This is a genomic window from Azospirillum sp. Sh1 (genome assembly GCF_008365135.1).
GTDB classification, from domain to species: Bacteria; Pseudomonadota; Alphaproteobacteria; order Azospirillales; family Azospirillaceae; genus Azospirillum; species Azospirillum oryzae.
The window spans coordinates 57,340-83,068 of record NZ_VTTK01000009.1 but is presented as its reverse complement, the minus strand read 5'-3'; the positions used below and the strand labels follow the sequence as shown (position 1 = coordinate 83,068).

The window sequence follows — 25,729 nt, the reverse complement described above, 5'->3', positions numbered from 1 at the left end:
TGCCTTCGGTCAGAAATCGGCGACCTTGCCGGTGGAGAATCCGGCGAAGCGGTCGGGATGGTAGGGCTTGGGATCGACGATCGGCGCCTGATCGGTGACGAGGTCGGCGATCAGGTGGCCGGCGCCGGGGCCGATGCCGAAGCCGTGGCCGCTGAAGCCCGCCGCCAGGATCAGGCCGGGCAGGCTGCCGACCTCGCCGATGGCGGGAACCCCGTCGGGCGTGCTGTCGATGTAGCCGCCCCAGGCGGCGGTGATCGGCGCGCCCTTTAGGCCGGGCAGCAGCGCCATGGCCCGTTCGTGGGTGAGGCGGATGGTGCTGCGGTCCGGGGTGGGGTCGAGCACCCGCACCCGCTCCATCGGCGTCGGGCGGTCGAGCCGCCAGCGCCGCAGTGTCTCGTGGCCGGAGCGCATCCCCTCCAGCCCGCCGGGCATCAGGCTGCGCCAGCGCCGGGTGAACATCGGCATGAATTGCGGCGCGAAGCGGATCTGCTGCATGGTCGGATCGACGCGCCCGCGTCCGCTGATCGCCAGAGTGTGGCCGCCGTCGCCGCGCCGGGTGACCGATACCGCGGCGGTGTGCAGAGCGTCGGGGAGACCGGTGGGGCTGGGGCCGACCGACAGGATCGACGAGCGGATGGAGGCGAGCGGGAAACGCACGCCGATCTGGTGACAGAAGGAGGACGCCCAGGCCCCGCCCGCCAGGACCACCAGCTTGGTGCGGATCGTGCCCTTTTCGGTGACGACGCCGCAGACCCGCCCGCCGCTGGTTTCCAGCCCGCGCGCGGTGCAGCCCTGATGCACCGTGCCGCCCAGCTTCATGATCGCCCGCGCCACGGTGGGAGCCGCGCGGGCCGGATCGGCGATGCCGTCCGACGGCGAGAAGACGCCGCCCTTCCAGGGCCGTCCGGTGGCCCGGCCGCGCTCGGCGGCTTCGGCGCCGTTCAGCATGTGGGTGGTGACGCCGACCGTCCGGGCGAAATCGCGCCAGCGCGCCCAGCCCGCCAATTCCTGGTCGTCATTGCTGAGATAGAGCAGGCCGCAGCGGCTGAAGCCGGTGTCCTCGCCGCTTTCGGCGGCAAAGCGCTCCCACAAATCCAGGCTCTTGGTCGCCATCGGCAGTTCCCGCGCGTCGCGGTTCTGCTGCCGGCACCAGCCCCAGTTGCGGCTGGACTGCTCCGCCCCGACCTGCCCCTTCTCCACCAAGGCCACCGACAGTCCGCGCCGGGCCAGATAGTAGGCCGCCCAGACGCCGACGATGCCGCCGCCGATCACGACGACGTCCGCCTGTTCGGGCAGGTTCGGGGAGGACGCTATGGTTTGCAATGGGGCTGGCATTGGGAGGATCTCCGATTTCGGCGTTGCGCCATCTAGCCATGCCACGCGGATCGGGAGGCGCTGCATTGGCCGATTCAACGGCATTATCTTCTGTCGTTGCCGGAAGACATGATGCTTTGTTCTGTTGGAGAACCACGTCTTGGGCATCGACAGGCAAGCGGCGCATGCTAAGCTGGCTTGGTCCGATCAGCAGAATTTTCTGCTGTCGTTTTCCGTTCCTCGCCCTCGAACCGGATGGGTTCCCCATGAAGCTGGACCGCATCGACATCAAGATTCTGCATCAGCTCCAGAAGAACGGCCGGATCACCAATGTGGAGTTGGCCGAACTGGTGAACCTGTCGCCCAGCCCCTGCCTGATGCGCGTCAAGAAGCTCCAGGCGGAGGGCTACATCGAAGGCTACACGGCGCAGATCAACGTCAGCAAACTCGGCCAGACCCTGACGGTCTTCACCGAGGTGACGCTGAAGAACCATCGGCAGGTCGATTTCGCCCGCTTCCTCGCCGCCGTCAAGAAGATCGAACAGATGCTGGAATGCCATCTGGTGTCCGGCGGCTACGACTACATGCTGAAGTTCGTCACATCCGGCATCGGCGAATATCAGGAGATCATGGAGAAGCTGACCGACATGGACATCGGCATCGACAAGTATTTCAGTTACGTCGTGCTGAAATCGCCGATCGTGCGGGCGCACATGCCGCTGACCACGCTGTTTCCGATGTGAGGGCAGTCGCGGCGGAACCGTTGCTCCCGCGCGGCGGCGAACCGCGCGGGCGGCAGAGTGGAGAGCAGGGGCGAGAGAAGGCCGGTCAGGCGACCCGCATCCGTTCGGGGTCGATGTCCAGCGTGTCGAGCCATGTCGGATCCAGCTTCGGAACCGACGAGAACAGCAGCTGCGAATAGGGATGCTGCGGCTGCTGTCGGGCGGACGGGATGATGGTCTCGACCGCCTGCCCGCGGTACATCACGATGATCTCGTCGCAGATCGCCTCGATCACCGACAGGTCGTGGCTGATGAAGACATAGGACAGGCCAAGCTCGCGCTGCAGTTCCTTCAGCAGATCGATGATCGTCGACGCGACGACGGTGTCGAGGGCCGAGGTGATCTCGTCGCACAGGATCAGCTTCGGTTCGGCGGCGAGCGCACGGGCGAAGTTCACCCGCTGTTTCTGGCCGCCCGACAGTTCCGCCGGAAGGCGGTGGCGCAGGGCGCGGGGCAGGCGGACCATGTCCATCAGCGCGTCGATCCGCGCATCGCGGGCCTTGCCGCGCAGGCCGTGATAGAAGGTCAGCGGGCGGCCGAGAATATCCTCGATCGACTTGGCGGGATTGAGCGCCGTGTCGGCGTGCTGGAAGACGATCTGAAGGTCGCGCAACTGCTCGCGGCTGCGCTGGCGGGCGCTGTGCCACAGCTCCCGTCCGTCGAACTGGATGTCGCCGTTGCAGGCTGGCAGGATGCCGGCGATGGCGCGCGCCAGGGTCGACTTTCCGCAACCGGACTCCCCGATGATGCCGAGGTTGGTGCCCCGCTTCACCTGCAGGCTCACCCCCTTGACCGCGAGGGCCAGCGGTTGGCCGTTCGATTGCGGCGGGCCGTAACCGGCGCTCAGCGTCTTGATCTCCAGCAGCGGGGCGGTGTCGGTGGCAAACGCCGCGGCCGCGGCAACCCGTCCGCCGGTGTCGGGATGGAAGGCGTGCAGCAATTCCCTGGTGTAGGGGTGGGTCGGACGCTTCAGGATGTCGTCGACACTTCCGATTTCCTGCACCGCCCCGTTGCGCAGCACCATGATGCGGTCGGCGATCTGGGCGACGACGGCAAGATCGTGGGAGACATAGACGCAGGCGATCTGCCGTCTGGCGGTCACCGCCTTGAAGGCCCGCAGAACTTCGACCTGGGTGGTGACGTCGAGCGCCGTGGTCGGCTCGTCGAAGATCACCACCTTGGGATCGCCGATGAGGGCCATCGCCGCCGCCAGCCGCTGCAGCTGTCCGCCGGACACCTGGTGAGGATAGCGGTCGCCGATGCTGTCGGGATTCGGCAGCGACAGGGCGCGGAACAGGGCGACCGCCCGGCGGCGGGCCTCGTCCGGCGGCATCAGCTGGTGGATCCGCGTCACCTCGATGACCTGCTCCATGATCGTCGCCGCCGGGTTGAAGGCGGCCGCCGCACTCTGCGGCACATAGGCCACGACCGTGCCGCGCAGGGCCGCCCGTTGCTTTTCCGACAGCGTCACCATGTCATGGCCGTCGACCCGCACCGTGCCGCCGGAAATCCGGCAGCCGGGACGGGCGTAGCCCAGCAGCGTCATGGCGGCGGTGGTCTTGCCGGACCCGCTTTCGCCGATGAAGGCGACGGTTTCGCCGGCGGCGATGTCGAGGTCGATGCCCTTCAGGATTTGGATCCAGCGGCCGGAATCGGTGGTGGCCTCGACCGTCAGATCGCGGATTTCGACGAGGTTCGTCATCAGGAGGCACTCCGATCCCGGATCTTCTGCGGAAGATTGTCGATCAGCAGATTGACGCTGATTGTCAGGGTGGCGATGGCCAGCGACGGCACGATCACCGCGGGTGCGGCGAAGGGCAGGCCGCCGATGTTCTCGCGCACCAGCGCGCCCCAGTCGGCGTAGGGCGGCTGGACACCCAGTCCCAGGAAGGACAAGCCCGACAGCAGCAGTACGATGAAGACGAAGCGCAGGCCCAGATCGGCCAGAACCGGACCGACGATGTTGGGCAGGATCTCCGACCCGATCAGATAGGGCAGGCTTTCCCCGCGGATGCGGGCGACCATGATGAAGTCCATCGTGTCGATGTTGACCGCCAGCGATCGGCTGAAGCGGTAGGCTCCGGGGACATAGATGACCGACAGGGTCAGGATCAGCACCGGGATCGACGATCCCACCGCCGCCACCACCATCAGGCCGAACAGCTTGCTGGGGATCGAGTTCATGGCGTCGAGCACCCGGCTGACCACCATGTCCACCGGCCCGCGCAGCACCGCAGAGGTCATGCCCAGCACGACGCCGGTGAAGCAGGCGATGGAAACCGCGGCCAGCGAGATGCCGACGGTGTAGCGGGTCCCGTAGATGATGCGGGACAGCATGTCACGGCCGAGATAATCCGACCCGAGCCACAGGCCGGGCCGCATCGGGCCGAAGTAATCGAGGTCGACCATATCCCCCACCGAATGGGGGGCGAGGTAGGGGGCGAATAGGGCGACCAGGGCCCAGAGTAGGACCACGCAGAAGCTGACCAGGCCTACCGGATTGATCCTGTAGCCGGACCATGTTGCGAGGGAGCCGGTGGAGGTGTGTGTCTTCATCGGAGCCTCGGGTTCGACAGGATGGCGACGATGTCGGCGGCGGTGATCAGGATCAGATAGCCTACGCAGAAAATCATCGCGCAGGACTGGATCAGCGGCAGGTCGCGGGTGGACACCGCGTCGACCATCAGCTTGGCGATGCCGGGATAGTTGAAGATCGTCTCGACGATGATGACGCCGCCCACCAGATAGGACAGCGACAGAGCCACCGCGTTGGAGATCGGGCCGAGCGCATTGGGCAGGGCATGGCGCAGGACCAGCCGGGGGCGCGACGCGCCTTTCAGCAGAGCCATCTCGACATAGGGCGTGTTCAGCGTTTCGATCACGGCGGCCCGGCTCATGCGGATCATCTGGGCCGAAACCCCGAAGGTCAGCGTGATGACCGGCATGGCATAGGCCCGCAGCAGCCCGGAGAAGCTGTCCACCTGATAGGTGAATGACAGGGCGGGCAGCCATTTCAGGTAAACCGCGAACACCAGGACGGCCAAGGTCGCCAGCACGAATTCCGGAACCGAGATGATGCCGATGGTGGCGACGGTGACGATGCGGTCATACAGCGTGCGCCGCCACATGGCAGCGGTGATGCCGAGCGTCAGCGCAAGCGGGACCGATATCAGGGTGGTCAGCCCGGCAAGCTTCAGCGTGTTGAGCAGCCGGCCACCGATCAGCGTCGCCACCGGCATATGGTTGGCATAGGAGGTGCCGAGATCGCCCTGGAACAGCCCGCCGATCCAGTAGAAGAAGCGCAGCAGGGCCGGTTCGTCGAGATGCATGGCCGTGCGCAGGCCGGCGATCGCTTCCGGCGTCGCCGCCTGACCCAGCAGGATGGTCGCCGTATCGCCGGGCAGCAGTGTGGTGGCGAAGAACACCGCGAAGGACACGATGGTCAGTGTGACCAGCGCGATGAACAGCCGGCCGAGGATGAGGGAGGGAACACGTGATGTCATGCCTGGCCTCTGCATGGTGAGGCGCCCCCGGAGGGCTTGCCCGGGTGGGCGGCGACGAGAGGGGCCACGGCGGGCCGGGACGGCCGGGCAGTCGCCCGTCCGGTCCCGCCGATCCACTGTTTCAGGCGGCCAGCCAGACATATTCGGCAAACGCGTAGCCCATCATGCCGCCCAGCGGGTTGGGGGCCAAGCCCTTCAGCTTGTTGGTGATGGCGTCCACGTTGGAGATGTAGGCGGGGATGATGGTGCCGGCCTCTTCGGAGATCATCACCTGCATCTGGTCGTACAGTTCCTTGCGCTTGGCCCAGGCGAGCGTGCCGCGCGCTTCGATCATCATCTTGTCGAACTTCTCGGACTTGTACTTGCTCTCGTTCCAAGGGGCTTCGGAGGCGTAGAGCAGGGAGAAGAGGATGTCCGGCGTCGGGCGCGGGTTGATGTTGCCGAAATGGATCGGCGCCTTCAGCCAGTAATTGCTCCAATACCCGTCGGACGGAACGCGCTGGACATCGAGCTTCATGCCGATATCGGCGCCGGAGGCCTGGATCACCATCGCCATGTCGACGGCGGACGAGGCGGCATCCGACGTGATCACCGGGATGGACTGCCCCAGCACGCCCGCCTTCTTGAACAGGGATTTTGCCCGTTCCGGATCGAAGGACTTGGGCTTCAGCGCGGCGTTGTGGTAGGGGCTGGACGGGGACACCGGCTGATCGTTGCCGACCTCGCCGAAGCCGCGCAGGGCGGATTTGACGATCTGCTCGCGGTTCACGAGATATTTCATCCCGTCCACGAAATCCTTGCGGCTGCCCGGCTCCATGTCCAGGCGGATGTTCAGGTCGGTGTAGTTGCCGGAGGTCGTCTTCGACAGAGAGAAGCCCTGCTGCCCATCGACCAGACGGGTGGAGCGCGGATTGATCGCCGCGGCGAGGTGGATGTCGCCGGACAGCAGCGCGTTGACGCGGGCATTGTCGTCGCTGATCGCGAAGAACTCGAAGGAATCGACGTGCGGGCCGCCCTTCCAGTAATTCGGGTTGCGCACGCCGATGGACCGCACGCCCGGTTCGAAGCTCTTGCAGATGAAGGCGCCGGTGCCGTTTCCCTTGGAGAAGTCGGTGGTGCCGTCGGCAACGATCATGAAATGATGCGTGGCCAGGATGGTCGGCAAGTCGGCGTTCGCGGTCGCCAGCGTGATGGCGACGGTGCTCTTGTCCACCGCCTTGATGTCGGTCATCTGGGCGGCGATCTTCGCGACCTTGGACCCGACGGCCGGATCGAGATGGCGCTTAAGCGAGAACACCACGTCGTCGGCGGTCAGCGACTTGCCGTCGTGGAAGGTCACGCCCTTGCGGAGCTTGATCGTCCAGGTCTTGGCATCTTCGGTGTCGACGGACTGGGCCAGCTCCATTTGCGGGATGCCGGCCTTGTCGAGGAAGGTCAGGCGGTTGTAGAAGGCGCAGCAGCGGACATAGTCGGTCGACAGCGACGCCTTCGCCGGGTCGAGCGTGTCGGCGGTGGATGACGACCAGCCGGCGGCCTTCAGCGTGCCGCCCTTCACCGGTTCGTCGGCGACCGCGGCGTTGGCGCGGCCCAGAAGGAGGTCGGCGGCGGCGAGCGACACACCGCCCGCCAACAGCATCTTGAGCAGATCGCGGCGGTTGGCCCCGCGCCGGATGGCGCCTTCGACCATGCTGTCGTCGATCCGGGTCCAGCTATCAGGCGTCTTTGTCATGCTAGCCTCACTCTGTTCGTGTGTTGTCTGTTTCTTATTTTTTGGCGCGCTCCGGTTTGGCCCGGTTACGCGGAGACCGTCGTCGGCGCAGCGGCGGCCACGTCGACCGCATCGGCCAGTTCCGCCATCGAGCGGAAATGGAAATCCGGTTCGGTGAATTCGGCGGGCTCGATGGTGCCGCCATAGCCCTTCTGCGCATGCCGCCGCTGGATCCAGCAATTGGTCATGCCGAGGCGACGCGAAACGCCGATATCGTGATACTGGCTCTGGGCGACGTGCAGGATATCGTCCTTGCTGCCGCCGTCGCGCTCGACGAAATCGAACACCTGCTGGAAGAAGGCGGGGTTCGGCTTCTCGACGCCGGTGTCGTCGGCGGTGAAGCCGGCATAGAACGGGTCGCCCAACTCGCGGGAGAAATGGGTGAAGGCCCAGCGGCGCGCGTTGGTCATCGCGATCAGCTTGTACCGCTTGGCCAGGCGGGCCATGGCGTCCCGGCTGTCGGGGAAGCCCATCCAGGACGCCGCGGAATCGCGCAGGCGTTCACCGTACTGCGTGCCGGCGGGCAGGCCCAGCTTCGGCGCGATGACCGAATAGACGCGCACCAGATCGTCGGGGAACAGGCCGGTGGCGTCGGAGTAGCGCGCCTCGCGGTAGAGGGTCAGCGCCGCTTCGCCGTCCACCGTGGTTCCGGCCTCTGCCGCGATTTCGGCCAGGCAGTTCTTGATGCCGCCTTCGAAGTCGATCAGGGTGCCGACGACGTCGAAGGTCAGATATTTGAAGTTCAGCAGACTCTTGGGCAACGCACCAACTCCTCATCAAGGACCGCGTTGGAACCGTTCCGGTTCGGCGGGGCGTTTCAGGTCCGGCGGAATCGTCCGCCGGGGTGTCTCTGGAGGTGGCCCCTCTGGAAATGGCCCAGAGTTCAGGTCTTCTGTACCGTCCAGTGTGGTCTATGGGCTTGACGCCTGTCTCTGAATATCGGTGCCGGACAGCAGAAAATGCTGGATACGGGGGTGTTCACGGATTTTTGCGCGGACGCCCCCCTTTTTCGCCTATCGCATCGCCCGGCGCACGTCGGGATCATCCAGCGTCTGGTCGAGCGTCTGGGTCGTGCGCTCCAGGATCGCGTCGATGTCGTCGTCGGTGCAGCAGAGCGGCGGGGCATAGCCCAGGACGCCGTTCGCGAAGGCCCGGATGACCAACCCATTGTTCCAGGCCCGGTCGAAAATCCGCCGGGACGGCTCGGCGGCGGCGGGCAGCGGGGTCTTGCGCTCCTTGTCCACCACCAGCTCGATCGCGGCCAGCATGCCGCGCCCGCGCACATCGCCGACCAGCGGGTGGTCGCGCAGGGCATGCAGTCCCGCCATCAGCCGGGCGCCGGCCTTCACGCCGTTGGCCAGCAGGCCGTCTTCGTAAAGCCGCAGCGCCTCCAATCCCACCGCGGCACTCACGGGGTGGGCGGAGTAGGTATAGCCATGGCCGACCGCGGCAGTGCCGGCGGCATCGGCGATGGTGGCATAAACCGCGTCGGACAGGAAGACCGCCCCCATCGGCACATAGCCGGAGGTCAGGCCCTTCGCCGTGGTCATCAGGTCCGGGACCACGCCGTCGTCGGTGCAGGCGAACAGCGGGCCGGTGCGGCCGAAGCCGGTGATGACCTCGTCGGCGACGAACAGGATGCCCAGGCTGCGACAGCGGTCGCTCATCGCCTTCATCCAGCCGTCGGGCGGAACCAGCACGCCGCCGGACCCCTGGATCGGTTCGGCATAGAATGCGGCGACCCGCTCCGGCCCGCCGATCTCGGCGATCTTGGCGTCGAGTGCGGCGAGCGAGGCGGCGATGATCGCGTCGGCATCGTCGCCGACCGGATTGCGGTAGGCGTAATGCGACGGAATCTTGTGCTGCCAGTCGAACGGCACGCCGAAGCCGGCATGGAAGGCGGGCAGGGCGGTCAGCCCGGCGCCGACCGTGGAGGAGCCGTGATAGCCCTGCTCGATGGAAATGAACTGGTCGCGCTGCGGCTGGCCCTTGGCCTGCCAGTAGTAGCGGATGAAGCGGATGGTGCTGTCCACCGCGTCCGACCCGCCGAGCGTGAAGAAGACGTGGTTCAGGTCGCCGGGCGCGCGTTCGGCCAGCGCCGCCGCCAGCCGGATCGCCGGTTCGCTGCCAAGCCCGAAATAGCCGGTGGCGTAGGGCAGTTCCTGCATCTGGCGGGTGGCGGCCTCGACGAGGCTCTTCTGCCCATAGCCGGCATTGACGCACCACAAGCCGGCGAAACCATCGACCAGCCGATGGCCGGACATGTCGGTGAGGGTCGCCCCGGAGCCGGAGGCGATCACCCGGACGCCGGCCTTTTCATGGCCGCGGTATGACGCGACGGGATGCACCAGATGGGCACGGTCGAGTTCGATCAGGGAATTGCTGAGCATGGTCCTCTCCGGATCAGCCGAGTGCCTGGCTGGCGAGCGCGAAAGTCGAAACGGCGGCTACGGCTGCCGGCGCCGATGGCGCCACCGATGCCGTGGGAGCGGGGCGGCGCATGGCGATGCCGCCGCCGACATGGCGCAGGCCGCAGTCGGCCAGCCAAGGGCCGAGGCCGGTGTCGGCGGTGGTGTCCACCCGCAGGAATTTGCCGGGATTTGCAGCGATGATCGGGCCGATCAGGGCCTTGGCGCCGTCCGCGTCGGGCGCCACCACCGGGCCGATGACCTGGCCGCGGCCGAAGTCGCGCAGCGCCGCAAATCCCACGGTGGCGCCATTGCGGCGCAGCAGCGTGAAGGATCCGACCTCGGCGAAACGCTCCAGCAAATGGCTGCGGTCGGCGCCGAAGGCCTGCCGGTCGAGGGCGGCGATGGCGGCGCGGTCATACTTGCCGGCGGGTGCGACATCTTCCTTGGCAAACAGCGCCCGGCCGCCTTCGCCCTGGTGCTGAAGAACGGTGCCGACCTCGCGGAAGCCCAGTTTTTCGTAGAGCGGCAGCCCGTCGGTGGTGGCGACGAGGCGCAGGGGGCGGTCTCCCGCGAGATCCATGGCCTCGTCCATCAGGCGGCGGCCAAGGCCCTGCCCGCGCCAGCCTTCATCGACGATGACCATGTTGATGGTGGCGGCATCCTCGCCATAGGGGGTCATCAGCACGGTGCCGACCACCTGCGCACCCTCCGGCGCCCCGGCATCCACGGCGACAAGCCCCCGGCTGAGCGCGAGGGTCAGGGACCAGTCTTCCAGACGGTGCGGCCATTGTGCCTGCCGTGACAATGCCAGCGCATCATTGAGATGCTTCGGTTCGAAGGCCAGACAGTGAACCGTTCTTTTGGAAACCGTATTCTTGCTCATGGGCAGTCCTTTCACCCTCTGCCTCAAGAGTGGGCGCACCGCCCCCGGACGTTCGTCTGAAGGCAACGCCCGCCGCGATATCTTCCACCTTTGCTTCGGCGGCCGGCCGCATCTTATGCCGTGACGGGGCAGGCCGATGCCGTGGATGGGGCTCTCCGACCCTGTTCGGGGGGCGTGAGCGCGGTTTCGCTCCCAACCAAATGCTGAGCGTCGTCGCGGAAACGGAACTTTGTGCTTTCGCGCCGGGCAATTCGGTCAGGCCCCACTTCGCGGCGACGCTAGGATCATGGGGCAGGGCGCGATCACGCCCCAATCCATTCCCCCACCGCCCCATCCCGAGGAAGCAGCCATGAGCCAGTTTCGGCCGAAATACGTCACCTTCGATTGCCACGGCACGCTGATCAACTTTCAGATGGCCGAAGCCGCGCGCGATCTGTACGGGTCGATCCTCGACGAGGCGCGGATGACGGAGTTCATCAAGAACTTCGCCGCCTACCGCCTCGACGAGGTCATGGGCGACTGGAAGCCCTACGCCGAGGTCGTGCACAATTCGCTGGAGCGCACCTGCAAGCGCAACAATGTCGTTTTCCGCGACGAGGACGCGCGCATGGTCTATGAGCGGGTTCCCACCTGGGGTCCGCATGCCGACGTGCCGGCCGGGCTGGCCAAGGTGGCCAAGGAAATCCCGCTGGTCATCCTGTCCAACGCCATGAACGACCAGATCCCGTCGAACGTGGCGAAGCTCGGCGCGCCCTTCCACGCCGTCTACACCGCCGAACAGGCGCAGGCCTACAAGCCGCGCTTCAAGGCGTTCGAATACATGTTCGACATGCTCGGCTGCGGACCGGAGGACATCCTGCATTGCTCCTCCTCCTTCCGCTACGACCTGATGTCGGCGCATGATCTGGGGATCCGCAACAAGGTGTGGGTCAACCGCGGCCACGAACCGGCCAACCCCTATTACGGCTATACCGAGATCCGCGACATCTCCGGCCTGCCCGGCGTGGTGGGGCTGTAAGGGACGCATTTCACGGTTCAGGCTGTCATGAGAAGGACCCAGGTCATGAAATTCGTCTCCTACTGGCACGACACCGCTCCCGCCTTCGCGGGCGGGGCCGAGGGGGCCGTCGAGGGCGATTACGACGTCGCCATCGTCGGAGGGGGGTTCACCGGCCTGGGTGCCGCCCGCCAGCTGGCCAAGGCCGGCGCGCGGGTGATCGTGCTGGAGGCCGGCCGCATCGGCGGCGGGGCGTCCGGGCGCAACGGCGGGCACCTCAACAACGGTCTGGCGCACAGCTTCATCGCCGCCAAGGCCGCCTTGGGGACGGAGCGCGCCATCGCGCTCTACCGCGCCTTCGACCAGTCCATCGACACGCTGGAAGCGCTGATCGCCGAGGAGGGGATCGAGTGCGATTTCCGACATGCCGGAAAACTGAAGCTGGCCTCGAAGCCGGCGCATTTCGACACCATCGCCCGCAATTTCGAGGTCGTGCACCGCGAGGTCGATCCAGACACCGCCCTGCTGAGCGCCGAGGATCTGAAGGGGGAGGTGGGCTCGCCGTTTTACGGGGCGATGCTGTCGCGCAAGAGCGCCATGATGCATATGGGCCGCTTCGTCACCGGGCTGGCGGGTGCCGCCAAGCGGCATGGCGCGGTGCTGGTCGAGAACGCGCCGGTCGGCGCCATCACCCGATCGGGCGATCGCCACACGCTGTCCACCCCGCGCGGAACGGTGACCGCCAAAGAGGTGCTGGTGGCGACCGGCGCCTACACCACGCCGAATTTCAGCCATTTCCGACGCCGCATCATCTCGGTCGGCAGCTTCATCATCGCCACCCGGCCGCTGAGCGACGGTGAGATCGCGTCGGTGGTGCCGGGCAACCGCACCTACGTCACATCGATGAACATCGGCAACTACTTCCGCCTGTCGCCCGACCGGCGGCTGATCTTCGGCGGCCGGGCGCGCTTCTCGGCAAGCTCGGACCAGCAGTCCGACGCCAAGAGCGGGGCGATTTTGCGGGCGAGCCTCGCACGGATCTTCCCGCAGATCGCCAGCATCGACATCGATTACTGCTGGGGCGGGCTGGTGGACATGACCAGCGACCGCTACCCGCGCGCCGGCTATCACGACGGGCTGTGGTACGCAATGGGCTACTCCGGCCACGGGGCGCAGTTGTCCACCCATCTCGGCATGACCATGGCCGATGCGATCCTGGGACGGGAGGACAAGAACCCGCTGAAGGGCCTGTCCTGGCCCGCGGTGCCGGGGCATTTCGGCAAGCCCTGGTTCCTGCCGCTGGTGGGGCTGTACTACAAGGCGCTCGACCGGATTCAGTGACGGCCTGGGAGGGTTGAAAAATGAACCCCTGGGTGGTTAGCCCAGGGGTCATTGCATTTTGCGAAAATCACCCTCTCCCGTCCTGGGAGAGGGAGGGACCCGCCGAAGGCGGGAGGGTGAGGGGTGACCCAAGAATTGTGAAGCGCATGGTTCCTTGGATCACCCCTCACCCTTCCCATGCTCCGCATGGGCCCCTTCCCTCTCCCGGGGCGGGAGAGGGGGTTGAATGCGGCGCTCCGGGCCTCAGCCCAATCCGCCGATGTGGAAGGTCTTCATCTCCAGATACTCCTCGATCCCCACCTGCGCCCCTTCGCGGCCCAGGCCCGACTGCTTGACGCCGCCGAAGGGAGCGACCTCGGTGGAGATCAGGCCGGTGTTCAGCCCGACCATGCCGGCCTCCAGCGCTTCGCCGACCCGCCAGGACCGCGCGAGGTTCTGCGTGTAGAAATAGGCGGCCAGCCCGAAGGGCGTGGCGTTGGCGAGCGCGATGGCCTCCTCCTCCGTCTCGAAGCGGAACAGCGGTGCCACCGGGCCGAAGGTTTCCTCATGGGCGAGCAGCATGTCGGTGGTGGCATCGGTCAGCACCACCGGGGCGACGAACTGCGCACCCGCCACCGTGACGGCGGCGGCGGACGCGATGCTCGCCCCCTTGGACACCGCGTCGGCGACGTGGCGCTCGATCTTTTCGACGGCGGCGGCGTTGATCATCGGTCCGATGGCGACCCCCGGCTCCAGCCCCGATCCCACCCGCATGGCGTTGACGCGGGCGACCAGCCGGTCGCGGAAGGCGTCGTAGACGCTCGCCTGCACCAGGATGCGGTTGGCGCAGACGCAGGTCTGTCCGCCGTTGCGGAACTTGGACAGGATGACGCCTTCCACCGCCTGATCCAAATCGGCGTCGTCGAACACGATGAAGGGTGCGTTGCCGCCCAGTTCCAGGCTCAGCCGCTTGATGCCGGCGGCGGCCCCGCGCATCAGCAGGGAACCGACGCGGGTGGAGCCGGTGAAGGAAATCTTGCGGACGGTCTCGTTCGCCAGGATTTCCTCGCCGATGGCTTCCGGGCGGCCGGTCAGGATGTTGATCACGCCGGCCGGGATGCCCGCGCGTTCGGCCAAAACGCCCAGCGCCAGCGCCGAGTATGGCGTGAAGTCCGACGGCTTGATGACCACGGTGCAGCCGGCGGCCAGGGCCGGGGCCACCTTGCGGGTGATCATGGCGTTGGGGAAGTTCCACGGCGTGATGATGCCGCAGACGCCGACCGGCTCCTTCAGCACGACGATGCGACGGTCCGGGGTGGGGGAGGGGATGGTGGTGCCGCCGATCCGCCGTGCCTCCTCGGCGAACCATTTGACGAAGGAGGCGCCATAGCGGATCTCGCCCCGCGCCTCATCCAGCGGCTTGCCCTGCTCCAGCGTCAGGAGGCGGGCCAGATCCTCCAGATTCTCGATCATCAGGGCATGCCAGCGCTCCAGAAGCGCGGCGCGGTCGGCATGGGTGCGCCGGCGCCAGGCGGGGTAGGCTTCGGCAGCCGCGGCGATGGCGTCGCGGGCGTCGGTGCCGTCCATGTCGGGAACGCTGCCGAGGGGGCGGCCGGTCGCCGGGTTCTGGACATCGATGGTCCGTCCGGCCACCCCGTCGCACCAGCGCCCGCCGATCAGCCCCTGTTCGCGGAACAGGGAGGGGTCCGTCAGGTGATGGGTCATGATCGTGTGTTTTCCGCTTCGGGTATTCTTGAAATGGCCGGCATTACGACAGCGCCGACAGCACGGCGGTGGTGATCGCGTCCGTCCTGTCCTTGCCGGGAACCGTGCCGATGCCGCGTCCGGTGGTGTCGCCCAGCGCCGCCATCACGCAGTCGGCGGCGGCCTTTTCCCCCAGATGCTCCAACATCATCGCGCCCGACCAGATGGCGGCGATCGGGTTGGCGATGCCGAGATGGGCGATGTCGGGCGCCGAGCCGTGCACCGGTTCGAACATCGACGGCGCCTTGCGGTCGGGGTTCAGGTTGGCCGAGGCGGCGAAGCCCAGCCCGCCTTGGATCGCCGCGCCCAGATCGGTGAGGATGTCGCCGAACAGGTTGGAGGCGACCACGACGTCCAGGCTCTCCGGCGCCGTCACCATGCGCGCCGCCATGGCGTCGACGTGATAGCTGGTGACCTCGACGTCCGGGTATTCGGCGGCCAGCTGGCGGGTGATCTCGTCCCAGAACACCATCGAGTATTTTTGCGCGTTCGACTTGGTGACGGAGGCCAGCTTTCCGCGCCGGGCGCGGGCCTGGGCGAAGGCGAAGCGCAGGATGCGTTCCACCCCCATGCGGGTGAAGACGCCGGTCTCCACCGCCACCTCTTGCGGCGTTCCCTGATGGATTCGCCCGCCGGCACCGGCATATTCGCCCTCGGTGTTCTCGCGGATGCAGAGGATGTCGAAACCGCCGCGGCGCAGCGGCCCCTCCACCCCCGGCAGCAGCCGGTGCGGGCGGACATTGGCGTACTGGTCGAACGCCTTGCGGATGGGCAGCAGCAGCCCGTGCAGCGACACGGCGTCCGGCACCTCCGCCGGCCAGCCGACGGCGCCCAGCAGGATGGCGTCGTACTTGCGCAGCGTGTCGATGCCGTCGGCCGGCATCATGACGCCGGTTTCCTTGTAATGGGCGCAGGACCACGGCATCTCGGTGCCGGTCAGCGCGAATCCCGACTGCTTCGCCGCGGCCTGCAGGACTTCCCAGGCGGCATCGACCACAGGATGCCCGATGCCGTCGCCCTTGATGATCGCGATGTTGTGGGTTTTCATCGAACGTCCCTTTATCGGCAATTGTCGGTTTTCATTCAGGGCATTCGCAAACGGATATCGCGCGCTTTCCCAAGGAAACCCGTCATCCCCGCGAAGGCGGGGATCCAGGCTTTCCCACCAGATTCGCTCTGCGAACACTGGATCCCCGCCTTCGCGGGGATGACGAAAGTCCATTCAAAGGAATGCGGTTCTCATGTGCGATTACCCTCGGTTTTCATCGGGTTGAAGGCCTATCGATTACAGGCCGATCAGCACGCTTTTGCTGCGGCGGTTGGCGAGATAGGCCTCGCGGCCCAGGTCCTTTCCGATGCCGGAGCGCTTGTAGCCGCCGGTCGGCAGGATGTGGTCGCGCGAGCGGCCATAGCGGTTGACCCACACCGTTCCGGCCTGCAGTCGCCGGGTCAGGCGGATGGCGCGCGACAGGTCGCGGGTGTAGAGGCCGGCGGCGAGCCCGTAGGTGGGATGGTCGGCCATCGCCATCGCCTCCTCCTCGGTATCGAAGCTCTGCACGGTCAGGACCGGGCCGAAGATTTCCTCCATCACGGCGGGGGAGGTCTGGTCGACACCGGCCAGCAGGGTCGGCGCGTAGAAATACCCGTCGCCCTCCATCGGGCCGCCGCCGGTCAGGCACTCCACCGATCCGGTCAGCGAGGCGGTGACGATGGCATGGATGCGGGCGCGCTGCCGTTCGGAGATGATGGGGGAATAGCGTGTTTTCTCGTCCCAGGTCGGGCCGGGGCGGACGGCGCGCATGTGACCCAGGATCATCGCGATCAGCGGTTCTGCCACACTGGCTTCGACCAGCAGGCGCGATCCGGCGACGCAGGCCTGGCCGGCGTTGGACAGCACGCTGGTGGCGACGGATGCTGCGGCCTTCTCCAGGTCGGCGTCGGCAAAGACGATTTGCGGGCTCTTGCCGCCCAGTTCCAGCGTCATCGGCTTGACGCCCGTGCGGGCGATGTCGGCCATGATCGCCGAGCCCGCCGCCGTCGATCCGGTGAAGCTGACCTTGGCGATGCCGGGATGGCGGGTGATGGCGGCGCCGGTGGTCGGACCGTCGCCCTGGACGATGTTGATCAGGCCGGCGGGAACCCCCGCCTTCACCGCCAGCTGCGCCAGCAGGACGGTGGAGAAGGGCGTCATTTCCGACGGCTTCAGCACCACCGCGTTGCCGGCGGCCAGTGCCGGGCCGAGCTTCCAGCCCGCCATCGACAGCGGGAAGTTCCATGGCGTAATGGCGCCGACGACGCCGTAGGGTTCCGTCATCACCATGCCGAAACTGCCGTCGTCGGTGGGGGCGAGGTCGCCGCCCTCCTTGTCGGCGAACTCGGCGAAGAAGCGGATCTGCTCGGCCGTCACCGCGACGTCGCCGGCGACCAATTGCCCGACCGGACGGGTGGAGGACAGGGCCTCCACCTTCGCCAGGGTCTCCGCCTCCTCCTCGATCAGGGCGGCCCAGCGCTGCAGCACGGCGGTGCGTTCTCGCGGGCGCACGCCGCCCCAGTTGCTGGACTTCAGGGCGGCGTGCGCGGTGGCGACCGCCTCATCGACGAGGTCGGATGAGGCCACCGGGCAGTCGGCATAGGCCCGGCCGTCCGACGGGCGGTGCATGGGCAGCCCGTCCTCCGCCGGGATCAGACGGTCGCCGATGAAGTGGCCGGTGGGCAGCGGCAGGCGGTCCGGGTCGAAGGACAGGCTCATGACGCACCCTCAGCTGATGGTGACGTAGATCTTGCGGACCGTCTCGATGGTCTTCCACACGCCGGTGAAGCCCGGCTTCATGACGAAGCTGTCGCCCGCCCGGTAGACCACCGGCTCGCCGGCGTCCGGGGTGATTTCGACGACGCCGGACAGGATGTGGCAGAACTCGAAGGTCTCGCCCTTGATCGAGCGGGTTTCGCCCGGCGTCGCTTCCCACACGCCGGTCTTGACGGTGTCGTCCTTGGCGGCGTCCTGCGCCCATGTCTTGAAGGCGGGCGACCCGGCGATCAGCCGGTCCGGCATCGGAGTCGATTCACGCGGGGCGAAGGTCGGGGCGGTATCGATGGTCTTCAGGAGCGACATGAAGGAATCCTTGTTGGCGAGCGGCTTTGCCGCAGGGAGAGAAAGGGGCGCCGGCGTCAATAGCCGCGCCGGCGGTCGACCAGCCCCACCGGGTCCTCCCCGGCGAAATGCCGGCGAAGGTTGCCGATGACCGCGCGCGCGGCGCCGTCCGGCTGGGTGATGCTGGCGATGTGCGGGGTCAGCACGATGTTCGGATGGGTCCAGAAGGGATGGTCGGCCGGCAGCGGCTCCGGATCCGTCACGTCGACCACCGCGCCGGACAGTTGGCCGCTGTCGAGCGCATCCAGCAGCGCCGCATGGTTCAACTGCGGCCCGCGTCCGGTGTGGATCAGCGCGGCGCCTCTGGGCAGCTTGGCCAACAGAGCCGCATCGAGGAACCCACGGGTGTCCGGGGTCAGCGGCAGCAGGACGATCAGGATGTCCGTTTCGGCCAGCATCGCGTCGAGGCCGTCGGCGCCGTGATGGCAGGTCACGCCGTCCAGGTCGCGCGGCGACCGGCTCCAGCCCGCCAGCGGAAAGCCGAAGGGCTTCAGCCGCTCCAGCACCGCCTGACCCAGCACGCCCAGCCCCAGCACGCCGACCCTGCGTTGCGCCGCCTGCGGCTGGGGCAGGGGGCGCCAGACGCAGGCTGCCTGCTGGGCGCGGTAGGCCGGCATCTGGCGATGCAGGGTCAGCACGGCCAGCGTGGCGTATTCCTGCATCATGCGGACGATGCCGTCCTCCACCATGCGCACCACCTTCACGGACGGCGGCAGGGCGGTCATGGCGAACTGGTCGACCCCGGCCCCGATCGAGAAGACGATCTCCAGGTTGCGGTAGCGGGCGAGGTTGTCCGGGATGGTCCAGGTGATCAGGTAGCGCACCGCGTCGGGATCGACGGCGGCCGGATCCATCGAAAAGGGCAGGTCCGGCAGCTCGCGGGCGAAGGCCTCGGCGAAAATGGCGCCCCGCACGGCATCGGAATTGAACAGGAAGGTCATTTGAGCCCCTTTGGCGGCGCGCGGCTGGGTCGAGCGACTGTCAGAGACGGCAGCGCTGGCCCAGCGCCTCGATCATCGACTGGCAGGCGTTCAGTTCCTCGATCAGGATGTGTTCGTTGGGACGATGTGCCCGCGCGATGTCGCCGGGGCCGCAGATGATCGCGTCGATCCCGGCGGTCTGGTACAGGCCGGCCTCCGTGCCATAGCTGACGGCGGCCAGTGGTTCCTGCCCGGTCAGCTCCTCCAGCAGGCGGGCCAACGGCGAGCGGGCGGCCAGGAACAGGGCGGGATAGGCGCCGGTCTGTGTCCAGTCGACGGCGAAGCCGCGCTCCTCCAGCCGCTCCGCGGCCTCGCGCACCGGCTCCAGCAGGGTGACGGGGTCGATGCCGGCGATGGCGCGGGCTTCGAACTCGGCGGTGCAGGCATCGGGAATGATGTTCACCGCAAGCCCGCCCTGGATGGTGCCGACCTGCAGCGAGGAATAGGGCGGCTCGAACACCGAATCCAGTGGCCCTTGGGTCAGCCGGTCGGCCTGGGCGACGGCGGCGGTCAGCGCGTCTGCCATGGCGTGGATGGCGTTCAGCCCCTGGTCGGGGCGGGAGGAATGGCCGGAGCGTCCGCGCACGGTCAGCCGGGCAGCCGCCTTGCCCTTGTGGGCGCGGACGGCGCGCAGGCCGCTCGGCTCCCCGACGATGACGCCCAGCGGCGGCGCGCACAGGTCGGGCAGATGCGGCAGAAGATGCGGCGCGCCCTGGCAGCCGGCCTCCTCGTCATAGGTGAAGGCCAGATGGATCGGCCGGGCCAGCGGGGCGGCGGTCAGGGCCGGCAAGGCCGCCAGCGCCGCCGCGATGAAGCCCTTCATGTCGGAGGTGCCGCGCCCGTAGAGCCGGTCGCCGTCGGCGCGCATCCGGAACGGATCGCTGGTCCATTCGGGTTCGGTGGCGGGAACCACGTCCATGTGACCGGACAGCACATAGCCCGGAACCATCGCCGGACCGATGGTGGCGAACAGGTTGTACCGGTCGCCCTCCGGCCCCGGCAGAACCCGGACGCGCACCCCGGCACCTTCCAGAATGCCGCGAATCCCGTCGACGATGGCGCCGTTGGGGGTTCCGACGACGGAGGGAAAGGCGATCAGGTCCTTGAGGATGTCGATCACGGTCATGGCGGCCTCACCTTGTCCCATGCTGCGCGCCATGGGCGCGGGGGGCTTTTTCGGGTTCGCTGCGATGTGCGGAGAGGGGTGGCGGCCTCGGCGGCTGCGACAGTCACGATCTTAGCGGGCGGGCGCTCCATTCCATGCTGAATGCATGGGTGATTTGGAGGATTGTTGTGCCGAGCCGGTGCTTTGCGGTGAATTGTGCGGTGGGTCCCCCGGTAGTCTCAGGCGACGGTGGGTGGCTAAGGCATGTCGGTTGACCAAAAGGCGCACCGCCTCACGCTATGGAAACTCCGGGGAGGAGGCAGCTTTGAGCGAACGCGGGCTTGCGGATGGACCGGGGGACGGTGCGTTACCGCCCTCCCTGACGGTCGACGCCTTCGACGTGCGCATGGCCGACGTCGCCGACATCGACCTTGAGCGCTTGCAGGCGCTGTCGATTTCGGTGGGCTGGCCGCACCGTGCGGAGGATTGGCAGTTCGCGCGCGAGGTCGGTCATGGTGTCGTCGCCCTCGACGAGATCGACCGCGTCCTGGCGTCGGCGATGTGGTTTCCCCACGGCGACGATTTCGCGACCATCGGCATGGTCATGACCTCGCCCCGGCTGCAATCGCTGGGGGTCGGCGAATGGCTGATGAAGCGGGTGTTGTCGGCGTCGGCCGGGCGGACCTACCGGCTCAACGCCACCCGTGCCGCGCTGGCGCTGTACCGTTCGCTCGGCTTCATCGGCCATCGGACCGTGTTCCAATGCCAGGGCGAGGCGCGGGGCGGCGACCGGCCTGCCTCCGCGGAGCCGGTACGGCGGCTGGCGGCGGCGGATCTGGCGGCGGTGACGGCGCTGGACGAACGCGCCTTCGGAACCTCGCGCGCCGGGCTGATCGCGCGGCTGTTCGAGCAGTCGGTCGGCTATGGGCTGGAGCGCGACGGCAGGCTGGCGGCCTTCGCCCTCTGCCGACCCTTCGGCCGCGGCCATGTCGTCGGTCCGGTGGTCGCCGGGCTGGATGAGGATGCGGTTGCCGTGGTCCAACCCCACGTGGACGAGCATCACGGCCGTTTCCTGCGTCTGGACACCCATCTGGACGAAGGACTCTTCCCGCTGTTCATTGCGCGATCCGGCCTGCGGATCAAGGACACGGTTCTGACCATGTCGCTGGGCGCGCCGCTGACCGATCCGGCGACGCGCGGGCCGGACCGTCCCATCACCTTCGCACTCGCCACCCAGGCTCTGGGTTGAGCCGCCACCGGCTTTTATAAAAAGGATGAGCCGATCATGCCGGGACAGACGCCGGAACCCTCCGCCGGCCCCCAGTCCGTGTCTCCGCCCGAACCTCTGCCAGAATCGCCGCCCGAACTAACCCCCTCCGGCATCCGCAGCGGCGTGCTGCTTCGGCTGGTGTCGGCCGGGCTGTTCGTGGTGATGTCGCTGTTCGTCCGGTTGGCCACCGTCGAGGCGCCGATCGGACAGATCGTCTTCTACCGCAGCGCCTTCGCCCTGCCGCCGATCGTGGCCTATCTGATGTGGCGCCGGCAATTCCCTTCGGCCCTGAAGACACGGCAGCCGGTTGGGCATCTGAAGCGCAACCTTTATGGCGGCGCGGCGATGGTGCTCTCCTTCATTTCGCTGGCCTATCTGCCGCTGGCGCTGGCGACGGCGCTGGGCTTCCTGGCTCCGCTGTTCGCGGTGCCGGCCGCCATGCTGTTCCTGCGGGAGCGGCCGGGTGCCGTCGCCATCGGTGCGGCGCTGACCGGCTTTGCCGGGGTGGTCCTGATGCTCGCCCCCGCCTTCGAAGGGCCGACGCTGGATCGGAACACCATCATCGGGGTGGCGGCCGGGCTGGCCATGGCCGTCGCGACCGCCGCCGGGCGGGTCGAGATCAAGACGCTGACCGCGACCGAAGCGCCGGGGACCATCGCCTTCTACTTCGCCCTCCTCTGCGCGCTCGGCGGACTGGCAAGCCTGCCATTCGGCTGGAGCACCCCAACGGCCCATTCGCTGGCTTTTCTCGTCGGCGCAGGCGTCACCGGCGGCCTGGCGCACATCACCATGACCGAGGCGATGGCCCGCGCGCCGGTGTCGACCCAGGCGCCGTTCGACTACACCGCCATGCTGTGGGCGCTGATCCTCGATGCGGCGATCTTCGGCCTGCTGCCGTCGCCGGCCAGCCTGGCCGGAGCCTCCGTCATCGCCGCCTCGGCGCTGGTGGTCCCCTTGGCCGGCCGCTTCACCACCCGGTCCGCAGCCCTGCGGCCCGCGCGCTGAAGCGCGGGCCGGATCGGCTTCCGGTCAGGACTGTCCCGCTTCCAGGCTCACCGGCCGGCCGGCGGTCTGGAAACGGTCGATGCGGAAATCCTGCAGCGGCGTATCGGTGCGCCCGGTGGCGATGATCTCCGCCATCACGTCGCCGACGCCGGGACCGAGCTGGAAGCCGTGGCCGCTGAAGCCGAAGGCGTGGAACAGTCCCGGCGTCGTCGCCGACGGCCCCATGACCGGCAGCTTGTCGGCAACATAGCCTTCGCAGCCCGACCAGGTGCGGATCACCGTCACGTCGGCGATCGCCGGCAGCAGCCGGACCAAGCCGCGCAATTGTCCGGGCAGCCGCGCCGGGTCCGCCTTGGCGTGGCCGGGGTCGAGCGGCACCGGCACACGCTCCGCCGCGCCACCGAAGACGATGTTGCCGCGTTCGACCTGACGGAGATAGCCGTCCCCGCCCGCCCGCGACCACATGCCGACCACCGGCAGGATCCTGTGCGGCAGCGGTTCGGTGACGCCCATCTGCGGTCCGTATGCCGACATCGGCACAGGCTCGCCGAAGCCGGCGGCGACGCGCGCGCCCCAGGCGCCGGCAGCGTTCAGCAGACAGTCGGCGGTGAAACGGCCCCGCCGCGTCACCGCTTCGAATCCCGAACCCGTCGCCGATACCTCCACCGGCCCGCACTCCTCGACGATCTCGGCGCCCAGTCGGCGGGCGGCGTCGGCGAAGGCAGGGGCGATCAGGCGCGGATTACCGCTGCCGTCCTGCGGCGAGAACGAAGCGGCGATGGCGCCCGGCCCCAGCCCCGGAAAGCGGCGGCGGATCTCCGGCGGCGTCAGCTCATCCAACTCCAGCCCCCATGGCCGGGCGTCGGCGATGTAGCGGCGCATGTCGGCCAGCCCATCCTCGTCGAACACCAGCCGCAGGTGGCCGGTGGCACGAAACTCCACGTCGCGGCCCAGCAGTTGCTCCGCCTCGCCCCACAGCGCCCGCGACCGATGGGCGAGCGGCAGTTGCGGCAGATAGCGCCCGCTGCGGCGGATGTTGCCGAAGGACGCGACGGTGGCGCCCGTGCCGACGCGGTTGCGTTCCAGCACCGTGACGCGTAGGCCGCGCCGGGCCAGGAAAAAGGCGGCGGCCGATCCCATCAACCCGCCGCCCAGCACGATAACCCTCATCGACCTCTCCCACATGCGGGCGGACGCGGCTCCGCCCCATCGGTCAGGCTGCCCATGACCGGCGAACGGGTCAAAGACGGGTTGGGCATGGTCCCATAAGGCCGGGCTATGGATCGAGCCATTGGAGGCCCGGTGCATAAGTCCGCCTTATGCGTTTGCTTTCATTGGGTCTTAGACCGCCTTCGCCCCGCCATGTCAGCTTTTTGCCCAGCACAGGCTGACTTGCAGAAGGGAGCAAAGATGGACGGGGGCATGGGTGAGGCCGATTGGAAGGTCGGCGTCGATATCGGCGGGACCTTCATCGATTTCTGCGCGCTGGACACCCGGTCGGGCCGGGTCGCGTCGCTGAAGGTGCTGACGACGCCGGACGATCCCGGCGCGGAACTGATGACCGGACTGACCCTGCTGGCCGAGCGCGAAGGGATGGACCCGCGCGCCGTCACCCGCTTCGTGCACGGCACGACGGTGGGGATGAACACGGTCATCCAGCGCAAGGGCGCGCCGCTGGCGCTGCTGACCAATGCGGGGTTCGAGGATGTGATCGAACTCGCCCGGCTGCGCATGCCCGACACCTATTCGCTGTTCTGCTCGCGCCCCGACCAGCTTGTGGCGCGCGACATGATCTTCGGCATTCCGGCCCGCCTGCGGTCCGACGGGACGGAGCGGCAGGCTCCCGACATGGCGGCCGTCGCCGAGGCCGTGGCGGCCCTCAAGGCCAAGGGAGCGGTGGGCGTCGTCGTCGCCTTCCTCCATTCCTGGCGCGACGGCGGCCACGAGAATGCGGTGAAGGAGGAGATTGCCCGGCTCGCCCCCGACCTGTTCGTCTTCACCTCCGCCGAGGTCTGGCCGGTGATCCGCGAGTATGAGCGGACGACGACTGCAATTCTGAATGCCTATGTGCATCCCCGGATTTCCGGCTACCTGTCGGCGCTGGAGGAGCGGCTGGCCGGGCGCGGGGTGCCCGCCCGCCCGCTGCTGACCAAATCCAACGGCGGCGTGATGAATGCGGCGGAGGGCAAGCGGGCCTGCGTCCACATGCTGCTGTCCGGTGCCGCTTCGGGCGTCAACGGCGCGGCGTGGCTGGCCCGGCAGGCGGGAGAGCCGCGCATCCTGACGCTCGACATCGGCGGCACCTCGGCCGATTTCGCGCTCATCATCGACGGTCAGGCCCAGTTCGGCACCGGCGAGATGATCGGTGAGTTTCCGCTGCACATCCCATCGGTTTCGGTCAGCTCCATCGGCATCGGCGGCGGGTCGATCGCCAGCGTCGACGGGCAGGGGGTGCTGCGCGTCGGGCCGGAGTCGGCCGGATCGACGCCGGGTCCGGCCTGCTATGGCCGTGGCGGCGAATGTGCGACGGTGACCGACGCGATGGTGGTGTGCGGCTGGCTCGGCCACAGCCAGATGGCCTACGGGCAGCTGCGGATGGACGTCGATCTTGCCCGCGCCGCCGTCCGGCGGTTGGCCGACGAGCTGTGCCGTTCGGTGGAGGCCACCGCGCAGGCCATTCTCGATGTCGCCGTATCGGAAATGTTCGCGGAGGTCGAGAAGATGGCGGCGCGTGCCGGTGTCGACGTGCGGGACTTTGCGCTGATGCCGTTCGGCGGCGGCGGGCCGATGCTGGGGGTTTTCCTGGCGCGCGAGTTGGGGATGCCGCGCGTCGTCGCTCCGCGCTGGCCGGGCGTGGTGTCGGCGCTGGGTGGGCTGGTCGCCGACCTGCGCGGCGATTTCGTCCGCACCCTGTTCGCGGAATTGAATGCCGGGCTGATGCCGACGCTGCGCGAAGCCTTCGCCGCGATGGGCGCGGAAGGGCGCGACTGGCTCGCGGCCCAGGGCCATTCCGGCGCGGTCGAGCTGATGATCGTCGCCGACATGCGCTATGCCGGCCAGAGCTATGAGATCGAGACGCCGCTGGACCACTCCTGGCTGGATGGAGACGACCCCGGCGCCATCGCCGCCGCCTTCCATGCGGCGCACGCGCGTCTTTACGATTTCGACGACCCCGACGGGCGGATCGAGATCGTCAACCTGCGCCTGTCGGCCATCGGCAACGGGCCGGCGCTGCACTTCCCCACCGCGCAGGACGAGCCGCGCGCCGCGTCGCCGGAGCGAACCGTCCCGGTCTTCACCGGCGGCGTCGTGACCCCGGTCGGGCTGTATCGCCGCGCGGACCTGCAGGCCGGATCGCGCTTCCAGGGGCCGGCCATCGTCGCCCAGGAGGACACCACCTTCGCCATCCCGGCCGGGACCGAAGCCCGTGTCGACGCGCACCTCAACCTCCACCTGACCTTTGCGGAGTGATCGCT

21 protein-coding genes are annotated in these 25,729 nt (G+C 67.9%); 6 read left to right on the top strand and 15 right to left on the bottom strand.

The window, feature by feature from the left end:
- Nucleotides 1-9: 9 nt before the first annotated feature.
- Nucleotides 10-1,335, bottom strand: a complete 1,326-nt coding sequence (locus tag FZ029_RS11710) for an FAD-binding oxidoreductase (protein ID WP_149269394.1) — start codon at nucleotides 1,333-1,335, stop codon at nucleotides 10-12.
- A gap of 245 nt (nucleotides 1,336-1,580) precedes the next feature.
- Here FZ029_RS11710 and FZ029_RS11705 point away from each other — a divergent pair, with 245 nt between their 5' ends.
- Nucleotides 1,581-2,057 carry an Lrp/AsnC family transcriptional regulator gene (locus FZ029_RS11705; RefSeq protein ID WP_085086154.1) on the top strand — a complete coding sequence of 159 codons (477 nt, stop codon included), beginning with the start codon at nucleotides 1,581-1,583 and terminating at the stop codon, nucleotides 2,055-2,057.
- Nucleotides 2,058-2,142: 85 nt separating this feature from the next.
- On the opposite strand, the gene FZ029_RS11700 is transcribed toward FZ029_RS11705, so the two are convergent.
- The 7 genes from FZ029_RS11700 to FZ029_RS11670 form a co-directional block, all read right to left on the bottom strand.
- On the bottom strand, nucleotides 2,143-3,798 hold the full coding sequence (locus FZ029_RS11700) for an ABC transporter ATP-binding protein (RefSeq protein ID WP_149269393.1): 1,656 nt from the start codon (nucleotides 3,796-3,798) through the stop codon (nucleotides 2,143-2,145).
- Nucleotides 3,798-4,652 carry an ABC transporter permease gene (locus FZ029_RS11695; protein WP_149269392.1) on the bottom strand — a complete coding sequence of 285 codons (855 nt, stop codon included), beginning with the start codon at nucleotides 4,650-4,652 and terminating at the stop codon, nucleotides 3,798-3,800. The genes FZ029_RS11700 and FZ029_RS11695 overlap by 1 nt, the downstream gene beginning before the upstream one ends.
- A complete protein-coding gene (locus tag FZ029_RS11690) occupies nucleotides 4,649-5,599 on the bottom strand; it encodes an ABC transporter permease (protein ID WP_149269391.1) in 951 nt (316 codons plus the stop codon). The genes FZ029_RS11695 and FZ029_RS11690 overlap by 4 nt, the downstream gene beginning before the upstream one ends.
- Before the next feature lie 121 nt (nucleotides 5,600-5,720).
- Nucleotides 5,721-7,328, bottom strand: coding sequence for an ABC transporter substrate-binding protein (locus FZ029_RS11685; protein WP_149269390.1), 1,608 nt, complete (start codon nucleotides 7,326-7,328; stop codon nucleotides 5,721-5,723).
- A 65-nt stretch (nucleotides 7,329-7,393) separates the two neighbouring features.
- On the bottom strand, nucleotides 7,394-8,128 hold the full coding sequence (locus FZ029_RS11680; protein WP_149269389.1) for an HAD-IA family hydrolase: 735 nt from the start codon (nucleotides 8,126-8,128) through the stop codon (nucleotides 7,394-7,396).
- A gap of 252 nt (nucleotides 8,129-8,380) precedes the next feature.
- On the bottom strand, nucleotides 8,381-9,757 hold the full coding sequence (locus FZ029_RS11675; protein ID WP_149269388.1) for an aspartate aminotransferase family protein: 1,377 nt from the start codon (nucleotides 9,755-9,757) through the stop codon (nucleotides 8,381-8,383).
- A gap of 13 nt (nucleotides 9,758-9,770) precedes the next feature.
- Nucleotides 9,771-10,661: a GNAT family N-acetyltransferase gene (locus tag FZ029_RS11670; protein WP_149269387.1), complete on the bottom strand. Its 891-nt coding sequence runs from the start codon at nucleotides 10,659-10,661 to the stop codon at nucleotides 9,771-9,773.
- A 349-nt stretch (nucleotides 10,662-11,010) separates the two neighbouring features.
- Here FZ029_RS11670 and FZ029_RS11665 point away from each other — a divergent pair, with 349 nt between their 5' ends.
- Nucleotides 11,011-11,679: a haloacid dehalogenase type II gene (locus tag FZ029_RS11665; RefSeq protein WP_149269386.1), complete on the top strand. Its 669-nt coding sequence runs from the start codon at nucleotides 11,011-11,013 to the stop codon at nucleotides 11,677-11,679.
- 45 nt (nucleotides 11,680-11,724) lie between these two features.
- Nucleotides 11,725-12,999, top strand: coding sequence for an FAD-binding oxidoreductase (locus FZ029_RS11660; protein WP_149269385.1), 1,275 nt, complete (start codon nucleotides 11,725-11,727; stop codon nucleotides 12,997-12,999).
- Nucleotides 13,000-13,242: 243 nt separating this feature from the next.
- Here the strand turns inward: FZ029_RS11660 and FZ029_RS11650 are convergent, their stop codons facing one another.
- From FZ029_RS11650 to argE, 6 genes are all read right to left on the bottom strand, one after another.
- Entirely contained in the window at nucleotides 13,243-14,703 is a 1,461-nt protein-coding gene (locus FZ029_RS11650) for an NAD-dependent succinate-semialdehyde dehydrogenase (protein WP_149269384.1), read from the bottom strand.
- Between the two features lie 43 nt (nucleotides 14,704-14,746).
- A complete protein-coding gene (locus tag FZ029_RS11645) occupies nucleotides 14,747-15,790 on the bottom strand; it encodes a tartrate dehydrogenase (RefSeq protein ID WP_149269383.1) in 1,044 nt (347 codons plus the stop codon).
- A 237-nt stretch (nucleotides 15,791-16,027) separates the two neighbouring features.
- Nucleotides 16,028-17,491: an aldehyde dehydrogenase family protein gene (locus FZ029_RS11640; RefSeq protein ID WP_149269382.1), complete on the bottom strand. Its 1,464-nt coding sequence runs from the start codon at nucleotides 17,489-17,491 to the stop codon at nucleotides 16,028-16,030.
- 9 nt (nucleotides 17,492-17,500) lie between these two features.
- The gene (locus FZ029_RS11635) at nucleotides 17,501-17,854 is read right to left on the bottom strand and encodes a cupin domain-containing protein (RefSeq protein ID WP_149269381.1); all 354 of its coding nucleotides are present in this window, start codon (nucleotides 17,852-17,854) and stop codon (nucleotides 17,501-17,503) included.
- 56 nt (nucleotides 17,855-17,910) lie between these two features.
- A complete protein-coding gene (locus FZ029_RS11630; RefSeq protein ID WP_149269380.1) occupies nucleotides 17,911-18,834 on the bottom strand; it encodes a glyoxylate/hydroxypyruvate reductase A in 924 nt (307 codons plus the stop codon).
- A 40-nt stretch (nucleotides 18,835-18,874) separates the two neighbouring features.
- Nucleotides 18,875-19,999: an acetylornithine deacetylase gene (gene argE / locus FZ029_RS11625; RefSeq protein WP_149269379.1), complete on the bottom strand. Its 1,125-nt coding sequence runs from the start codon at nucleotides 19,997-19,999 to the stop codon at nucleotides 18,875-18,877.
- Between the two features lie 304 nt (nucleotides 20,000-20,303).
- Here argE and FZ029_RS11620 point away from each other — a divergent pair, with 304 nt between their 5' ends.
- Together FZ029_RS11620 and FZ029_RS11615 are read left to right on the top strand one after the other, a co-directional pair.
- Nucleotides 20,304-21,227, top strand: a complete 924-nt coding sequence (locus FZ029_RS11620) for a GNAT family N-acetyltransferase (protein WP_188051904.1) — start codon at nucleotides 20,304-20,306, stop codon at nucleotides 21,225-21,227.
- 36 nt (nucleotides 21,228-21,263) lie between these two features.
- The gene (locus FZ029_RS11615) at nucleotides 21,264-22,253 is read left to right on the top strand and encodes a DMT family transporter (RefSeq protein ID WP_149269378.1); all 990 of its coding nucleotides are present in this window, start codon (nucleotides 21,264-21,266) and stop codon (nucleotides 22,251-22,253) included.
- A gap of 24 nt (nucleotides 22,254-22,277) precedes the next feature.
- Here FZ029_RS11615 and FZ029_RS11610 read toward each other — a convergent pair whose 3' ends face one another.
- Nucleotides 22,278-23,423, bottom strand: coding sequence for an FAD-binding oxidoreductase (locus FZ029_RS11610; RefSeq protein ID WP_149269377.1), 1,146 nt, complete (start codon nucleotides 23,421-23,423; stop codon nucleotides 22,278-22,280).
- Nucleotides 23,424-23,675: 252 nt separating this feature from the next.
- Between FZ029_RS11610 and FZ029_RS11605 the strand changes: the two genes are divergently transcribed.
- Nucleotides 23,676-25,724, top strand: a complete 2,049-nt coding sequence (locus FZ029_RS11605; RefSeq protein WP_149269376.1) for a hydantoinase/oxoprolinase family protein — start codon at nucleotides 23,676-23,678, stop codon at nucleotides 25,722-25,724.
- Nucleotides 25,725-25,729: the final 5 nt, after the last annotated feature.

Coding starts and splice junctions, on each gene's coding strand:
- FZ029_RS11635 (WP_149269381.1), bottom strand. CDS start 17,854: ATGTCGCTCCTGAAGACCATCGATACCGCCCCGACCTTCGCCCCGCGT.
- FZ029_RS11610 (WP_149269377.1), bottom strand. CDS start 23,423: ATGAGGGTTATCGTGCTGGGCGGCGGGTTGATGGGATCGGCCGCCGCC.
- FZ029_RS11640 (WP_149269382.1), bottom strand. CDS start 17,491: ATGAGCCTGTCCTTCGACCCGGACCGCCTGCCGCTGCCCACCGGCCAC.
- FZ029_RS11685 (WP_149269390.1), bottom strand. CDS start 7,328: ATGACAAAGACGCCTGATAGCTGGACCCGGATCGACGACAGCATGGTC.
- FZ029_RS11710 (WP_149269394.1), bottom strand. CDS start 1,335: ATGCCAGCCCCATTGCAAACCATAGCGTCCTCCCCGAACCTGCCCGAA.
- FZ029_RS11605 (WP_149269376.1), top strand. CDS start 23,676: ATGGGTGAGGCCGATTGGAAGGTCGGCGTCGATATCGGCGGGACCTTC.
- FZ029_RS11665 (WP_149269386.1), top strand. CDS start 11,011: ATGAGCCAGTTTCGGCCGAAATACGTCACCTTCGATTGCCACGGCACG.
- FZ029_RS11700 (WP_149269393.1), bottom strand. CDS start 3,798: ATGACGAACCTCGTCGAAATCCGCGATCTGACGGTCGAGGCCACCACC.
- FZ029_RS11690 (WP_149269391.1), bottom strand. CDS start 5,599: ATGACATCACGTGTTCCCTCCCTCATCCTCGGCCGGCTGTTCATCGCG.
- FZ029_RS11630 (WP_149269380.1), bottom strand. CDS start 18,834: ATGACCTTCCTGTTCAATTCCGATGCCGTGCGGGGCGCCATTTTCGCC.
- FZ029_RS11705 (WP_085086154.1), top strand. CDS start 1,581: ATGAAGCTGGACCGCATCGACATCAAGATTCTGCATCAGCTCCAGAAG.
- FZ029_RS11660 (WP_149269385.1), top strand. CDS start 11,725: ATGAAATTCGTCTCCTACTGGCACGACACCGCTCCCGCCTTCGCGGGC.
- argE (WP_149269379.1), bottom strand. CDS start 19,999: ATGACCGTGATCGACATCCTCAAGGACCTGATCGCCTTTCCCTCCGTC.
- FZ029_RS11695 (WP_149269392.1), bottom strand. CDS start 4,652: ATGAAGACACACACCTCCACCGGCTCCCTCGCAACATGGTCCGGCTAC.
- FZ029_RS11650 (WP_149269384.1), bottom strand. CDS start 14,703: ATGACCCATCACCTGACGGACCCCTCCCTGTTCCGCGAACAGGGGCTG.
- FZ029_RS11645 (WP_149269383.1), bottom strand. CDS start 15,790: ATGAAAACCCACAACATCGCGATCATCAAGGGCGACGGCATCGGGCAT.
- FZ029_RS11670 (WP_149269387.1), bottom strand. CDS start 10,661: ATGAGCAAGAATACGGTTTCCAAAAGAACGGTTCACTGTCTGGCCTTC.
- FZ029_RS11615 (WP_149269378.1), top strand. CDS start 21,264: ATGCCGGGACAGACGCCGGAACCCTCCGCCGGCCCCCAGTCCGTGTCT.
- FZ029_RS11675 (WP_149269388.1), bottom strand. CDS start 9,757: ATGCTCAGCAATTCCCTGATCGAACTCGACCGTGCCCATCTGGTGCAT.